This is a genomic window from Flavobacteriales bacterium (genome assembly GCA_020435415.1).
Taxonomy (GTDB): domain Bacteria; phylum Bacteroidota; class Bacteroidia; order JACJYZ01; family JACJYZ01; genus JACJYZ01.
Genome location: JAGQZQ010000076.1, coordinates 1 through 15,868, shown reverse-complemented (window position 1 = coordinate 15,868; position 15,868 = coordinate 1). Strand labels below are relative to the sequence as shown.

The window sequence follows — 15,868 nt, the reverse complement described above, 5'->3', positions numbered from 1 at the left end:
TCAGGTTCACGCCGGTTTGATTGGCCAGACAAATCAACACAAACAACACGTCCGCCATCTCTTCAGATAGTTTTTCATGCGAACCGTTCTCACCTTCTTTGAACGACTGATCGCCATACTTGCGGGCAATGATACGCGCCAGCTCACCTACCTCCTCGGTTAGCATCGCCATGTTGGTGAGCTCACTGAAATAACGGACACCTACCTCCTGTATCCATTGATCCACTTTTTCCTGGGCCTGATCCAATGTCATTATTCCTTGTTTTTACTGTCAATACTTATGGTTACCGGACCATCGTTTATCAAAGCCACTTTCATGTGCGCACCGAAAACTCCTGTGGGAACCTTCCTGCCCAATTCAGCAGAAAGATGTTTGACGAAACTTTCATATAAAGGAACGGACACCTCCGGCGGGGCCGCCTTGATATAGGAAGGACGATTGCCTTTCTTTGTGCTCGCATGCAAGGTAAACTGACTAACCACCAATGCCTCCCCACCCGCATCAACCAATGAAACATTCATTACACCGGCCTCATCCGGGAAGATACGCAACCGGGCGACCTTTCCTGTAAGCCATAGGACATCCTCCTCGGTATCCGCGGCTTCCACACCAACAAACACAAGCACACCGGTACCTATGGCGGCATGTATCCGGCCCTCAATCGTGACCGAAGCCTCTTTCACCCGCTGTATCAGAATACGCATAATATATTGTTCTCAGGTTTCACTCTCCTTCCAATATACCCAAATAACTCTGGTATCTGGTAGCATGAAGTGTTCCTTCTTCCAATGCCCTGATCACGGCGCAACCTGGTTCATTTACGTGCAAACAGTTATTGAACCTGCAACCGGGAAGAAGTTTCCGCATTTCAATAAAGTAGTGTGAAACCTCCTCTCTGGGTATATCCACCACCCCTAATTCTTTGATGCCCGGCGTGTCAATCATATATCCACCGCCCTTCATGGGGTGCATTTCCGCAAACGTAGTGGCATGCATGCCTTTGTTGTGCACCGTTGATATCTGGCGGGTCACCGGATCCAGGGTTGGGTCCAGGCTTTTAATGAGGGTGGATTTTCCCACACCCGAATGGCCACTCAGGAGATTTACCTTTCCCAACATCGCCGCCCGCAATTTCTCAACATCTCCATGCAACGCCGAAATAACCAGCACCGGGTATCCTATGGACTCATAAAGGGTAACCATTTCGTTTAAATCACCGGACGAGGTTCCTTCGAAAAGATCCGCTTTATTAAATACCAGTGTCACCGGTATGTGGTAGGCTTCTGCTGTTACGAGGAACCGGTCGATAAAGCCATGAGAGGTCCTGGGGTGATCAGCGGTTACGATTAAAAATGCCCTGTCGATATTGGCAGCGATAATATGACGCTGACTGCTTAGCTTGGTGGCCTTTCGGATGATGTAGTTCTTACGCTTATCAACGGCTGCGATCCACCATTCACCTGTACGCTCCTCCATGGTCACATGATCACCCACCGCTACCGGATTGGTGGTCTTCATACCTTCCAGGCGCATTTTACCCCTAACCCTACAGGTAAATACTTCACCGTTCTCGTTTCTGACGAGGTAATGACTACCGGTGGATTTGAGTACAAGACCTTTCAATGGTTGAAGGTTTAAAGTTCAAGGTTTAAGGTTCGGCCAATATCGGAAGAATGGCGAAATGGTTTGAGGTTTAACGTTTAAAGTTTAGCGTTGGGGCGCGTGAAGTTTGAAGCATTGATCATAAACCCCATGGACACACATGCGAAAGTTGGCTCCAAATCGTACCTTTGGTGCATGTCGATTTCCGTCAAACATATCACAAAAACCTACGGCCGTCAGAAAGCTCTGGACAATGTAAGCTTTGAGGTGGGTGCATCCGAAGTTGTCGGGTTTCTGGGACCTAACGGTGCGGGAAAGTCCACGATGATGAAGATCCTTACCTGCTTCATTCCACAAACGGATGGCGATGCAAGCGTATGCGGATACAATGTGGTGGACCACGCGCTGGATGTCAGAAAAAATGTGGGCTATCTTCCCGAACACAACCCATTGTACCTGGACATGTATGTAAAAGAATACCTGGCATTCGTAGCCGGATTGCATCATATGAAAGGGAAACAGGTTCTGCAAAAGGTGAGTGAGATGGTACACATGACCGGACTCGGCCTGGAACAACATAAAAAAATTGGTGCATTGTCGAAAGGATACCGGCAAAGAGTAGGTCTTGCACAAGCCATGATCCATGACCCCAAAGTGCTGATCCTGGACGAACCTACTTCCGGACTGGACCCTAACCAACTCCGGGAGATAAGACAGCTTATAAAAGACATCGGACGGCACAAGACCGTCATGCTTTCTACCCATATCATGCAGGAGGTGGAAGCGGTGTGTGATCGTGTGATTATCATTAACCGGGGAAAGATCGTGACCGATAAGCCGGCGGGAGAACTCAAGGCAGGCATGGGAAATAATCAGATCGTTAGCATCGAACTGGAAGGGCATGTCGCCATCTCCCTTCTGGAAACCATCCCGGGTGTAACCCGCGTGCATGAAGAAGGGGGAGGTAAATTCAAACTTGAATCCGACGGTACGGATGACCTGCGTACAGCCGTTTTTCAGTTTGCAGTGCAGCATGAACTGAGTGTACTCTCCTTACAAAAAGAAGTGATCGGACTGGAAGAAGTTTTTCAGCAACTGACCCGTTAGGCAAACCGATCTATCTTTATTTACAGCGATATCTCGATAGGCAGACTGCTTTTTGTTTCCGGATATTCTATTAAATTTGTCAACCCAACCCTAAAACCAACTTGATCTTATGCCATATCTTTTTACGTCAGAATCCGTTTCAGAAGGACACCCCGACAAGGTTTCAGACCAAATTTCAGACGCACTGCTTGATGCATTCCTTACCCAGGATGAGAATTCCAAAGTAGCTTGTGAGACATTGGTTACAACCGGCCTGGTGGTGCTGAGTGGTGAAGTAAAAACAACCGGATACATTGACGCACAAAAGATTGCCCGTGAGGTTGTGAAACGTATCGGTTATACCAAGTCCGATTATATGTTCGACTCCGAATCGTGCGGTGTGATCAGTGCCATCCATGAACAATCTCCTGATATCAACCAGGGCGTGGAACGGAAAAAGGAAGAAGAACAAGGTGCCGGTGATCAGGGCATGATGTTCGGTTATGCAACAAACGAAACAGACAACTATATGCCGTTGGCCCTGGATCTGGCCCACGGACTTCTCATTGAACTTGCAGCTATCCGTAAGGAAGGTAAACAAATGAAATACCTGCGTCCGGATTCAAAGTCACAGGTAACCATTGCATACGACGACGATAACAAGCCTTTGTATATCGATACCATCGTGATCTCCACGCAACACGATGACTTCGACACGGAAAAGAAGATGTTGGACAAGATCAAAAACGATGTTCAAAACATCCTGATCCCGAGGCTGACTAAAAAGCTTCCTGCCCGTGTGAAGAAGTTATTCAACAAAAAGTACAAGTTGCTTGTGAACCCTACCGGCAAATTTGTGATCGGCGGTCCGCATGGTGATACGGGTCTGACCGGAAGAAAGATCATTGTGGACACGTATGGCGGCAAGGGCGCTCACGGTGGCGGGGCATTCTCAGGAAAAGACTCATCAAAAGTTGACCGGTCCGCCGCCTATGCTACACGTCATATTGCCAAGAACCTTGTGGCAGCAGGTGTTGCCGATGAAGTTCTCGTTCAGGTAGCCTACGCCATCGGTGTGGCAGATCCGGTTGGACTTTACGTAAATACCTATGGCACTTCCAAGGTAAAAGACAGCAAAGGAAAACCCCTCACGGATGGTGCGATCGCTGAAAACCTGAAGAAGGTATTTGATATGCGCCCTGCAGCCATTGTGAAACGTTTCGGTCTGAAGAATCCGATCTTTGAAGAAACCGCTGCCTATGGTCACTTTGGTCGTGACCCATACAAGAAGGGTATTTCCATTCAACGTAATGGCAAAAAAGCCAAAGTGAATGTTGAATTCTTCGGCTGGGAAAGGCTTGACTACGTGGATCAGGTTAAGAAGACCTTCGGAATAAAATAGTTCCCCTTATAAATAAAGGTAGCGCGTGAACGAAAAGTTATCCTATATCCTGAACCACCTGGGAGAGGACAGGGATGATTACCTTCAGGCGGTTGTACCTCCCGTTTTTCAAACCAGCAATTTCGCTTATCCTGATGTTGCTACCCTTAGGGAACGTTTACAACGTGAACTTGAAGTTCCATTTTATACGCGCGGCTACAATCCAACCACGGCCTTATTAAGGAAGAAACTTGCCGCGCTCGACGGTGCGGAAGATGCGCTTGTTTTCGGTAGTGGTTCGGCAGCGATTTCCGCAGCTGTGATCTCATCTGTAAAAGCCGGAGATCACGTGGTTTGTGTAACGGGTGCTTACAGCTGGGCCAACAAACTATTGAACAAACTGCTCGTCCGCTTTGGTGTTACAACCACCATGGTGGATGGAAGAGATATCAATCAGGTATCCGAAGCCTTTCGCGAAAACACAACAGTCCTTTACCTGGAAAGTCCCACCTCTGCCCTGTTTGAATTACAGGATATGGAGGCATTGACGAAGATGGCACATTCGAAAGGTGTGACCACGATATGTGACAATACGTACGCCACACCACTCTTCCAGCAACCCATTCGTCTAGGGATAGACCTGGTGGTGCAGTCTGCCAGTAAATACCTTGGCGGCCACAGTGACATTGTTGCTGGTGTGGTTACCGGTAACGCCGAGCGCATCGGTAAAATCTACAACGAGGAATTTATGACTTTAGGAGCGGTTCTATCACCTAACGATTGCTGGTTGATGATTCGCGGACTGCGCACATTGCCTTTGCGTCTGGAAAGGAGTGGCGCCAATGCCATGGCCCTGGCCACAGCCCTCGATGGTCATCCCAAAATAGAAAGGGTAAACCACCCCGGACTGACCAGCCATCCGCAATACGAACTGGGCAAAAAACAGATGACGGGTTATAGTGGATTATTCTCTGTCCTCGTCCGGGCAGAAAATGTTTCGCAGATAGAATCCTTTTGCAATCACTTAAAATGTTTTGTGCTGGCAACCTCCTGGGGTGGGCATGAATCTTTGGTGTTTCCTCAGTGTGCCTTTTCAGAGTCGCCCAATTATATGAAGTCTACCCTACCCTGGAACCTGGTGCGGTTCTATTGCGGACTTGAAGAAAGCGGCGAACTTATTGATGACGTGATTCAGGCGCTGAATCAGGTTTAGAGAAACCTGTCCCGGACATCATCATCCGGTATCATGCATTGTTCCATCCTGCCAAACCACTTGTATCTGTTCCTGGCAATAAAGCGATACACCATGTTGCGAATGAAAGGTGGAACAAGTAAAAGTACGATGAAGATCTGCCACAAACCACCCAGATCATAACAAACCCACAATGAAGCCGTGGACTGTTCATGAACCTTTCCTGCTCTCACATAAATAAGAGACTCCATAGGACGTAACGAAACCGGGGTGGCATTCAGAAGTTGACAGGCTTTTTCAGATTGAAGGGTGGTCAATCGGATTTTCTTGCGGTGATCATTCCTGATCACAAACTGCACCATCCGGTTACACAAAATGCATTCGCCATCGAAGAGTAGTATGGGTTGTGCAGGCAGGTCATTCATAACACATCATCATGTTTGTGACGACAGACCAGGCAAAGGTGATGAATTCGAAAGAAAGTAGAAACGAAGGTTGAGGTAAGGGCAAAAAAAAAGGGGCTCTAAGTCAAGAATGGAAGTAAGAGTGTTGATGTGCATCCATTTGCGTCCGTAACCATGACTTGTGAAGTGAGCCCCTTGTATTGTATATACAAGTATAATTTCAAAACCTTAAAGAACTTACTCTTTTAATGAAGCGACGATGTAAAGATAATATACCAAATCACGCTTGTCAAGCTTTCTTATAAAAAAATGTACATTTTATTTCTTTCGGAAGACAATGGATATCGGAACGCCCTCAAAATCAAACGATTCTCGCAAGCGGTTCTCAAGAAATCTTTTGTAAGGATCTTTCACATGTTGCGGATGATTACAAAAGAACGCAAAGGTGGGTGTATAGATTGGCAATTGCGTCACGTACTTGATCTTGATATGGAGTCCTCTGACCGAAGGGGGCGGATTCCGTTCCAATAGCGGTTCAATCCATTCATTGAGTGCTGAAGTAGCGACCTTTTTCCGCCGGTTTTCTGCCACCCTGGCTGCCGTATTCACGGCATCCATAATGCGTTGCTTATTCAACACGGATATAAAGAGGATGGGGACATCCGTAAACGGTTCTATCTTTTTGCGGATGACTTTCTCAAAGGCAGATGCCGTATAGGTATCCTTTTCAACCAGATCCCATTTATTAACAAGAATGACAATACCCTTCTTATTGCGCTGTGCCAGTCTGAAGATGTTCATGTCCTGGGCTTCAAAGCCGTGTTCGGCATCAAGCATCAACACACACACATCACAATTCTCGATCGCTTTAACGGTCCGCATGACAGAATAGAACTCCAGATCCTCATGCACTTTACCTTTTTTTCGCAATCCGGCGGTATCCACCAGCATGAAGTCGTGTCCGAATTTATTGTACCTGCTGTTCACCGCATCCCGTGTGGTACCGGCGATCGGTGTCACGATATGTTTTTCTTCACCCAGCAGGGCATTCACCAATGATGATTTGCCAACATTGGGTCTGCCAACGATGGCCAGTCTCGGGATTTCCGATGCTTCCTCAACAGGTGCAGCCGTTAAGTTTTCAGCCAGCTTATCCAGCAGGTCACCGGTGCCGGATCCATTGATCGATGATATGCAGAAGTATTCTCCTAAACCCAGGGCATAGAATTCCGTGGCATCATTCACACGCTGGTTATTGTCTACCTTATTAACGGCCAGCAATACTTCACGGTTGCTCTGTCTGAGCAAATGAGCCACAGCCTGATCCATATCGGTAAGACCCGTTTCCACATCCACCACAAACACGATTACATCCGCCTCCTCTATGGCAATCGACACCTGATTGCGTATGGCCTCCTCAAATACATCTTCTGAGCCGTGGATATAGCCACCTGTATCGATAAGGGTGAAAGACTTTCCATTCCATTCTGCCGTACCATAGTGACGGTCACGGGTCACACCGCTGACCTCATCCACAATGGCCTCACGCCCACCCACCATCCGGTTAAAGAAGGTGGATTTCCCCACATTGGGGCGTCCTACAATAGCTACGATGTTTGACATTTGGCTGAAATGATGGCTGCAAAGGTAGGGATAAAGTACCAATGCAAGAGCCTGATGGTCTCATGGCCTGAACGAATAATTAATCAAACCCGCCATTCATCAGTCGAATCCTTCCAAACTCTTGTTGATACCTATTTCCAAAGAATTACGGCCTCCGATTTGCGTTTATCAACTACCAAAATAAAAACGGAAATGAGACACCTAACCCAATTGGTCTGTGCACTGACCCTGGCGACCGGAACCCTGACAGCACAGACACCTGCATTCAACCTGTCGGACTTTAAGCTACCAAATTTGAAACGCAAGGTATTGACTGTCAGCGGCGATCTTAACGGCTCTGTATATGGATCAACTCTTCCCATCAGGGAACGTAGTGGTAGCAATAACAACAAAATGACCATCTCCTACCTTTTCTATAAGAACAGTGAGCGGGTACAACTTTCTTCCAGGACTACCGTCATGGGATATTTCAGCAGCAACCTGTATGATTATCCCAACCAACCTCTTTATCATACCATCTCAAGGGGCGGAAACATCGAGCAGGATCTGACAAATCGTTATTACTTTTCCCAGTGGCGGTATCTTGAAATGGGGGTTAATCTGTACGCCGGTGCCCACGATCTTTCTACCGCGCCCATGAAACAGATGGTCCATTCCCTGCAAAGCCTGGTTCCAATCAAACTGGGTATGGGAAGAATTGAACGGATTGAAGATGCCCGTCATGCCATGTATATTGTTGAGGAGTTGCAAAAGGCAGGCAGGATCTCGCAGCCTGTAACAGATGAAGATATGCTGGCGCTTTCACATCTGATCGCCGAGGTAAAGAACAAGCGCTTCTTTGACAGCAGGCATCAAACCATCTATGAACTGGAAGCCGTCGACTCGTTTCTTTTCGCCCGGAACTATGTCCCGGAGCGGGATGCCCGATACTTTGCCACACTTTCTGATAACTGGACTTTTGGTGGTCTGCCACAACGAAACTGCGGCAGCCGGTATGCGCTGGCCACATATACCGGATACAATGTTTACACAGAAAAATACTCACCCGAAGACCTTAACAAGGAAAATCACACCCAACAAATTCATGCCGGCATTGAATACACAAACGAGAAACCCTGGAAGAAAAAGTGGCAAAGCACTTTGTTTACCGGTCTGTATGCCGGATCCATTGCCTACCGGGAAAACAACACATCTCCTTTATCCGACCTATACAACCGCGATCATAAGACCCCGGAAATATCAGGTGGCATACGCTACAGCATCGGCTTATACCCCAGCACGCGAACGTCCATGCACATCTACAGTACACTTTATCATATGTACCTGACCCGCAGCGGCCGCGCGTATCAGCCCAACAAGGGGGCGCACATGACATCGGCAACTGCAGGTATGAACCTCAATTATTACATATCACCCAGGTTGAGACTGTATGCCAATGCGTATTTCGAATACAGCCATAGTCAGGCTTATGGCCTGGTACTGCCATATAACAACCCGTTCTCAATGAACGATTTTTATGTGAACCATATCAATAACGCCTACAACAATCAGCTAAGGAATCAATTCAACACCTATTACCAGGTGCAACTTCTGTACAGTATATTTTAGATGTAATACAGACGGAGATAGCAATGCTTATTCGTAACCGAATTCCCGCAGCTTCAATCCACGGTTACGCCAGTCTTTGCTGACCTTCACAAACAGTTCCAGGTAGACCTTCTTGCCAACAAATTTCTCGATATCCATGCGTGCGCGGGTACCGAGATTTTTGATGGCACTGCCCTGGTGGCCCAGGATGATGGCCCGCTGGCTGGTTCGTTCGACATGAATAACCGCCCGGATACGATCGATGTGCTCCTTCTCCTCATAACCTTCAATTTCGACTTCCACAGCGTAGGGTATCTCCTGTTCGTATAACCGCAGTGCCTGTTCCCTGATCATCTCAGAAACAAAAAAACGAACGTTGCGATCCGACACCTGATCTTCCGGGAACCAGGGTGGTCCTTCCGGCATCAGGTCAATCATTTTTTGCAGCAGGTCATCAGTGCCCTGCTTCTTCAAAGCGGAGATATGGATGATCTCCGAGAACATTTTCATCTCCTCCAACACCTTGTGATAGGCTGCGACCTTCTCCTTTCCCAACTTGTCACATTTGTTGATTACCGCAATGATGGGACTATTGACTTTGGATAATACCTCGTGGATAAGCTCTTCCTTTCCTCCTTTTCCAGGTTCGGTAAGAAAAAGAATAAGGTCCGCGTCCGACAGACTCTCCCCCACCACTTTCATCATGGCATCGTGTAGTTTATACTGCGCCTTTACCAGGCCTGGGGTATCGGACAGCACCACCTGATATCCCTCTCCGGAAAGTATCACACGAATACGATGCCTGGTGGTTTGCGCCTTAGGCGTAACGATGGCCAGCTTTTCTTTGCTGAGTGCATTTACCAGGGTAGACTTCCCGGCGTTCGGTAAACCGATCACAGAGACAAAACCGGACTTATGAGGTGGTTGAGACATGACTGCAAAGATAGAGGAATGTATGTCATGTTTTATTCCCTTCCATGTCCGAACACCAAACCGGTATATGAAGATATGCTACAGGTATTAAATTCACCGGTTCACCCCCGATATCCATAGCTGGTCTGAATGATTATAGTATCCAGGTATTCCCGAACTATCTCGACAACAAATACCAGGACAAACTGATGGATATGGCCCCATCGTGGAAGCCCATGACATCCGGAGCATTCTGGATGAGAAAGGAAGGTTGAAGTCAGACAGAAGTGGCATCAGATCATCAACTCCATCAACACTTCCTGATAATCTTTCCCTAGCATTTTTGATTTCAGCCATGCGTAAAACCCGATGGCTTGAATGTCTTCCTGTTCAGAAGGCTTCCAATCGAATGATGCTTCCACCTTTTGAGCAAAAGCCTCCGTGCGCACCGCGTCCGGGTCCTGTAACACCTGCCGGATGAGTTGCAAGAAGGTACGTGCCGGTGCATAAACCGGCAAGTCAAAAAGGTCGCGGTACTTGCGTTCCACCGACCTGATCCTGGATTCCACCATGTCAGGATGATCCATTTCATAATATAGCAATACTTCCATCATTCCTTTCTTCATCACCCATTCGCGGCCCATAATCTTCTCACACCATTTGTCGGTATGGTAAATTTCCAGCAAGGTGTCGTGCGCCAACCTGAACTTCTTTCCATGGAACTGGTATATGCCAATACTTACCAGGGCATTCAGGCGATCCTGATGAGACAACCGCAGATTCTTGTTCTTCAGCAAGGACTTCAGCGTAGAGATCGCCGCGGACAAATCTCCTTCAAATACGGACAGTGCGGCCTGCAACTGCGCATACCTCGGATAATATTGATTGTACAGCTCACCTTTTTTCCCGGAGATGGTTTTTTGTAATTCTTCCAGGTACTGCCTGGACTGTTTGAACTTCCTCGTCCGATAAAGGGTATGTGAGATCATGTACAACATACCTGCTTTGTAAGGCATGTCTTTTTCTTCAAAGCCCTTATGTTTTTCAATATCCTCATATCTGCTTATTACAAAAGGCTCGAATGAATGAAAGTCTTTCTTTGCAAGAATGCCGGTACGTGATATGGACAATAGATTGTACAATAACCGCGGGCGACCCATCACGGCCGTATGCAGTTTATACTCCCTGAGCGTTCCTGATATCACCTTATCAAAGTCTACTTCCCTGCCATGGCGACGGTACTCTGCCAGTTTTTTACGAACAATGCTGTTGGCGATTCCGGCTCTCTCATCTTCATCCGCTAATATCTTATTGCGACCATGCTTGGTGATCAGCTCATCCAGATTCGCCTGTTCAATCATATCTGCCTTTTCGATCATCAGGTTGTAAATGCCATTGAGCAGACTATGATTTTCGTAAGCAAGTGCTTCTGTTTCGGCGCGCACCAGATACTTCCACGCAGGCACAGGCAATTGTCGCTCAAAAAGATGACGCGCCAGACTAACATAACTGAGAACGGCTCCTTCCTGTGAAAGGTCATTCTCGCGATGACGCCACAATATAAAGTCAGCCAGATTTCCGGTCAGGCGCTTGCGCAGGGTATGGTATGCATTCGGGTTGGCAGGTTTGTAGAGACGGGATATGATGCTGGCCGGTGTGTATTCCTCTTCCTCTTTGAGTATATCAAACAGTGCCACATCCATTCTCTTTCCCCGTTTCCTCAACCGTCCGAGAAAGCGTTTAAAATCTTTGCTTTCGTCCTTGGTCAATCCCTGTACGATATCTCTCAGATGATCCAATACTTATATTTTTAATGTACGTTTTTATAGTGCATATATACCTTATATTAAAACAATATAAGGTTATATGTTGATTTTTATAATGTACGTTTTATTGATCTTTTGGATTGGCAGAGGAACCGGATCAGCATAAGTTTGCTCCGGATCATAACAAACCGATCATGAAAGATTTTGTAAAAAAGTACTGGATCACACTTTTGGGGGTAGGTTTTATTTTCCTGGCCTTTCTGTACTTCCTCAAACTTGCCATTGACCTGGAATGGATACCTCCAACTGCCAGGGCAGCCATTGGAATGGCCATAGGCTTGAGCGGCCTCTTCGCCGGATACACACTGGTATCCAGAACAAAAGGGATGTTCGGGGAGATTGCGGCCGGACTAGGTACCAGCATCCTGTATGCAACATTTGCCTATGCGAGCTTTTCCAAAGACATCCAGTGGTCTGCCAATGCATTGATGATCTCATTGATCGCCCTGAGCTCACTGGTGACCATTGTAGGCTATCGTATGAACATGCGGATTCTGGTTTTTCTCAGTTTACTCGGAGCTTTGCTTACCCCCGTAGTCATACGCGCCCATGTTGAACAGGATTGGCTGTTGTTCCTTTATGTGCTGGTCATCAACATTGCCGCCTTATGGCTCAGTGCCATCAAAGACTGGCAGGAACTGCGCGTCATGTCTTTTGTTGCCACGGTCTTCATTTTCATTTCCTATTACCTATACTTCGACCCGGAAAGCTGGGGCAAGCCTTTCTTTTATGCATCCTCTCTCTTTCTGGTGTATATGACCGGACTGATCCTGGCATCATGGCACGAAAAGAAAAGATTTGAGGGCCTCAACCTTTACCTGGGATTGCTCAATGCCCTTCACTTTGTATTCTGGTCGATGTACATCCTGGACGAATTCACTATCCCCTATGCATTGCCCCTGATGATCGTTGGCTTCATCTTTATCACTGCAGGATTGATCATCCATCGGATTTCTGCAAATGCATTTTTGCCCATAGGCTCATACCTCATGCTGGGGATACTTGTGATCGCCATTGCAGCCGGCGACCTGGGAACACTTTTTGAAACAAAAGGCATGCATTACGTGGTTTCCACTTCCGTGTGGCTGGTGCTTGGCACCCTGATCTATTTCGCCGGTGTATACCTGAAACACCCGATGATACGGAATGCCGCCATTGCCATCTGGGGACTGGTGATGATGTATTGGTACTCCGTGGCCTGGGAAGTGGAATGGGTGGAATGGTTTGGCGTGAGGTATATTCCATTCATCAATCCAGGCGCACTGGTTTGGATTGCCATGGCTGTCCTTGGTTTTTCGTATTCAAGGTTGGCATTGAAGCATAGCTCTCAGGAGGAACGCCATAACAACCAGATACTTTCCACCATCCTTGCCATTGCAAGTCACCTGGTGGTGGGCGGACTGTTCACTGTTCAGATCATGAATCTATGGGAAGCCTATGAGGTACACCGCGTTGAAGTGGGCCTGATCCTTTCCGTATCCTGGTTTATTTATGCACTCCTTATTTTTCTCTGGGGCGCTTATACCCGTACCACTACCTTCCGGGTATTCGGAACCATCGTGCTCACCGTTGCAACGCTGAAGGTTCTGGTGATTGATCTTTCCGGGCACGCAACCATGCACAAAGTCATTACCTTGCTCATCATCGGAATTGTAACGGTGTTTACCGGTCTGACAAATAAGCGGTGGGCGGAAAAGGATGAACTTATTTCAGAAAACATACCACAACCTGAAGAGGCATGAGTTACTTTCTTAAACGATACGGACTGTGGTTGTCAGCTTTGATGATGATAGGCGGACTGGCATTGCTAGGCCCCGTTTATCAGGATAATGTATACCACAGCTTCGCAAGGGACCTGCCGGTATGGAATATTCCCCATGGCTGGAATGTCTTGTCAAACCTGCCATTCATCCTGATCGGGATTGTTGGATTGCGAAAGGCATTCCTCGGAACCATGACCTTTCCGGTGATTGAGCGATGCATGATGGGCATAGGAATGGCAGGCATTCTGTTAACGGGATTCGGATCATCCTACTACCATCTGGCTCCTTCAAATCATACGTTGCTGTGGGACCGTCTACCCATGACCCTGGTCTTCACGAGCCTTTTTTGCCTGGTCGTTACCGACTACCTGAACCGTCGAACAGGTGCCATTTTGTACTTGCTCCTGTTACCCCTTGGCATCGGAAGTGTACTCTACTGGTACTTCGGAGAAGCAGCAGGTGGCGGTGATCTCAGGCCTTACATTTTTGTCCAGTTCTTTCCCATGGTGATCATTCCGGTTCTGTTGTGGACCGGACATGGCCACCCGACTCAAACCAGGCAGCTGGCCTGGATGATCGGCTGGTATGTGATTGCCAAATTATTTGAGACGGGAGATGCGTTTATCGGCGAGATGACCGGTGTCGGCGGCCATACCTTCAAACACTTAACCGCCGCATGCGCCACCTGGTGCATACTGCGCTACATTCAATATCGAAAACCAAACTTAACGTCATGAGATTCACCAATGCCATTTCACCGGATCGCGTTCCATTCAGAAAAAACATTTTACTGATCGGATTCGTGTCGGTCTTTATGATTTTGTGGGCTTCAACCCTGATCGGCACAACGGACCTCGGCAACTGGATGCTGGAGAACACCCTGGTCTTTATCGCACTCGGTGCGCTCACATTCACTTATCGGAAAATGAAGTTCAGCGACCTCACCTACCTCCTGCTCTTCGTTTATTTATGTCTGCACGTGTACGGCGCCAAGTACACCTATGCGGAAAATCCGCTGGGGTATTGGCTGATGGACACCTTTCACCTGGGGCGCAATCATTACGACCGCATCGTGCATTTCAGTTTCGGATTTCTGCTGGCATACCCGATGCGCGAACTATTTCTCGTGGCATTGAAATATCCGAAGTGGGTGGCATGGCTTCTGCCGATAGAGATCACCCTTTCGGTAAGCGCCTTATATGAGTTGATCGAATGGGCGGTTGCGGAAGTTTTTTTTCCTGCCCAGGGCATGGCCTACCTCGGCACCCAGGGAGACATCTGGGATGCACAAAAAGACATTATGCTGGCATTTACCGGTGCTATCCTGGCCACCACCATCGTTTCGTTGATTAAGAAAACCTGGAAGATCGAATAATCCGATGAAGGGAATAAACATGAATCAGCCAATCACATCAACCAAACTATATCTTATCTCCGGTCTCGGTGCCGACTCCCGTTTATACAGTCGGCTACAATTGCCCGGACTGGACGTTCAATTTATCGAGTGGCTGGTTCCCTCGGACGATGAAACCATGAACCATTATGCGCGACGGATGGCGGAGTGCATCACAGCAGATCCAGGCGAATTTTATCTTGGCGGTACCTCATTCGGAGGCATGGTCGCAACGGAGATCGCCAAATTTCACTCACCTGCAAAGCTGATGCTGATCCCTGGCCCTGGAACCCATACCTGTAATCCCCGCTACTTTCGTGCCTTCCCGGCATTTGCATCCCGAACGGATAAGACACTTCCTACTTCAAAGAACTGACATTAAGATATGACAAAAAGAAAAAAGGCAACTGGCTCAGTTGCCTTTGATAAGAGTTAGTCACGGATTAACGTCCCACAGGCCTACACAAAAATCCGCGCCAGCCGCTTTGGAACATCCGCGCTAGCTGGGAAAGCGATCCTGAATGTCCCGGGATCGCCTTTGGTATGAGTTAGGCACGAATCAACAACGCGCGAGACTCTCGCTAAAATTAGCGCCAGCTATGCGTAGGAACATTGACGTCAGCTGGGGGCGTCAAGCATTATTACCAATCTTGCTATTCGGATCAAACCATTGACCTTTTTCAATAACATCTACTAAATGATCAATGTCAAAGGTTAAATGTTCACTTTTCTTTACATAATAATTAAATATGCGTTTGATGGGATTTAGCAAATCTGCTTCATCCGAAAAATATTTATGTGGTTTAAATGTTGCCATATCAATATTAAATTCTTTTTCAAGTTCACTCATTAATAAATATGCATCATGCCCATTAACACCAGAACCTTCAAAAAACACAGAAGCTTCATTGATCCTATCACCGCATCTTTGCTTAAGAAAGGTGATAATCTTATTTTTTAACGTAACGCTTTCCATTGATACTAGATTTACTCATTCAAGAACCCACCATTAAACTTACTATTAACCCAGATTATGCAGTAGAAAATTGAAAAGGTGGTTCCAGCCGTTCGGTTTTTTCGAAAATATGCTCCAGAAAG

Annotated in this window: 16 protein-coding genes; 8 read left to right on the top strand and 8 right to left on the bottom strand. The window is 47.2% G+C overall.

Going from position 1 to position 15,868, the window contains the following annotated elements; all coding sequences use genetic code 11:
• The 3 genes from KDD36_11515 to rsgA form a co-directional block, all read right to left on the bottom strand.
• The coding region (locus tag KDD36_11515) for a nucleotide pyrophosphohydrolase (GenBank protein MCB0397277.1) at positions 1-253 on the bottom strand (253 nt) is incomplete at its 3' end.
• A complete protein-coding gene (gene dtd / locus KDD36_11510) occupies positions 253-705 on the bottom strand; it encodes a D-tyrosyl-tRNA(Tyr) deacylase (GenBank protein ID MCB0397276.1) in 453 nt (150 codons plus the stop codon). The genes KDD36_11515 and dtd, both read right to left, overlap by 1 nt.
• Before the next feature lie 19 nt (positions 706-724).
• Entirely contained in the window at positions 725-1,624 is a 900-nt protein-coding gene (rsgA, locus tag KDD36_11505) for a ribosome small subunit-dependent GTPase A (GenBank protein MCB0397275.1), read from the bottom strand.
• A 174-nt stretch (positions 1,625-1,798) separates the two neighbouring features.
• Here rsgA and gldA point away from each other — a divergent pair, with 174 nt between their 5' ends.
• The 3 genes from gldA to KDD36_11490 all read left to right on the top strand — a co-directional run bounded on the left by gldA (position 1,799) and on the right by KDD36_11490 (position 5,283).
• Positions 1,799-2,710, top strand: coding sequence for a gliding motility-associated ABC transporter ATP-binding subunit GldA (gene gldA / locus KDD36_11500; protein ID MCB0397274.1), 912 nt, complete (start codon positions 1,799-1,801; stop codon positions 2,708-2,710).
• 109 nt (positions 2,711-2,819) lie between these two features.
• Positions 2,820-4,091 carry a methionine adenosyltransferase gene (metK, locus tag KDD36_11495; protein MCB0397273.1) on the top strand — a complete coding sequence of 424 codons (1,272 nt, stop codon included), beginning with the start codon at positions 2,820-2,822 and terminating at the stop codon, positions 4,089-4,091.
• A gap of 25 nt (positions 4,092-4,116) precedes the next feature.
• Positions 4,117-5,283, top strand: coding sequence for a PLP-dependent transferase (locus KDD36_11490; GenBank protein MCB0397272.1), 1,167 nt, complete (start codon positions 4,117-4,119; stop codon positions 5,281-5,283).
• Here KDD36_11490 and KDD36_11485 read toward each other — a convergent pair.
• Positions 5,280-5,687, bottom strand: coding sequence for a DUF393 domain-containing protein (locus KDD36_11485; protein MCB0397271.1), 408 nt, complete (start codon positions 5,685-5,687; stop codon positions 5,280-5,282). The genes KDD36_11490 and KDD36_11485 overlap by 4 nt on opposite strands.
• A 297-nt stretch (positions 5,688-5,984) precedes the next feature.
• On the bottom strand, positions 5,985-7,289 hold the full coding sequence (gene der, locus KDD36_11480) for a ribosome biogenesis GTPase Der (GenBank protein ID MCB0397270.1): 1,305 nt from the start codon (positions 7,287-7,289) through the stop codon (positions 5,985-5,987).
• Positions 7,290-7,481: 192 nt separating this feature from the next.
• Here der and KDD36_11475 point away from each other — a divergent pair, with 192 nt between their 5' ends.
• On the top strand, positions 7,482-8,897 hold the full coding sequence (locus tag KDD36_11475) for a hypothetical protein (protein ID MCB0397269.1): 1,416 nt from the start codon (positions 7,482-7,484) through the stop codon (positions 8,895-8,897).
• Positions 8,898-8,924: 27 nt separating this feature from the next.
• Here the strand turns inward: KDD36_11475 and era are convergent, their stop codons facing one another.
• Both era and KDD36_11465 read right to left on the bottom strand, forming a co-directional pair.
• Entirely contained in the window at positions 8,925-9,809 is an 885-nt protein-coding gene (era, locus tag KDD36_11470; protein MCB0397268.1) for a GTPase Era, read from the bottom strand.
• A gap of 272 nt (positions 9,810-10,081) precedes the next feature.
• Positions 10,082-11,587, bottom strand: a complete 1,506-nt coding sequence (locus KDD36_11465) for a hypothetical protein (GenBank protein ID MCB0397267.1) — start codon at positions 11,585-11,587, stop codon at positions 10,082-10,084.
• Positions 11,588-11,748: 161 nt separating this feature from the next.
• On the opposite strand from KDD36_11465, the gene KDD36_11460 reads away from it, so the two are divergent.
• Genes KDD36_11460 through KDD36_11445 form a run of 4 tightly spaced genes read left to right on the top strand, consistent with a single transcriptional unit; the run spans position 11,749 to position 15,146 of the window.
• Positions 11,749-13,356 carry a DUF2339 domain-containing protein gene (locus KDD36_11460; GenBank protein MCB0397266.1) on the top strand — a complete coding sequence of 536 codons (1,608 nt, stop codon included), beginning with the start codon at positions 11,749-11,751 and terminating at the stop codon, positions 13,354-13,356.
• The gene (locus tag KDD36_11455) at positions 13,353-14,114 is read left to right on the top strand and encodes a ceramidase domain-containing protein (protein MCB0397265.1); all 762 of its coding nucleotides are present in this window, start codon (positions 13,353-13,355) and stop codon (positions 14,112-14,114) included. Before KDD36_11460 ends, KDD36_11455 begins: the two co-directional genes overlap by 4 nt.
• Positions 14,111-14,752: a DUF2238 domain-containing protein gene (locus tag KDD36_11450; protein MCB0397264.1), complete on the top strand. Its 642-nt coding sequence runs from the start codon at positions 14,111-14,113 to the stop codon at positions 14,750-14,752. The genes KDD36_11455 and KDD36_11450 overlap by 4 nt, the downstream gene beginning before the upstream one ends.
• A gap of 19 nt (positions 14,753-14,771) precedes the next feature.
• On the top strand, positions 14,772-15,146 hold the full coding sequence (locus KDD36_11445) for a hypothetical protein (protein ID MCB0397263.1): 375 nt from the start codon (positions 14,772-14,774) through the stop codon (positions 15,144-15,146).
• 255 nt (positions 15,147-15,401) lie between these two features.
• Here the strand turns inward: KDD36_11445 and KDD36_11440 are convergent, their stop codons facing one another.
• Complete coding sequence (locus KDD36_11440; GenBank protein MCB0397262.1) at positions 15,402-15,746, bottom strand: DUF1493 family protein; 345 nt, start codon at positions 15,744-15,746, stop codon at positions 15,402-15,404.
• Between the last annotated feature and the right edge of the window lie 122 nt (positions 15,747-15,868).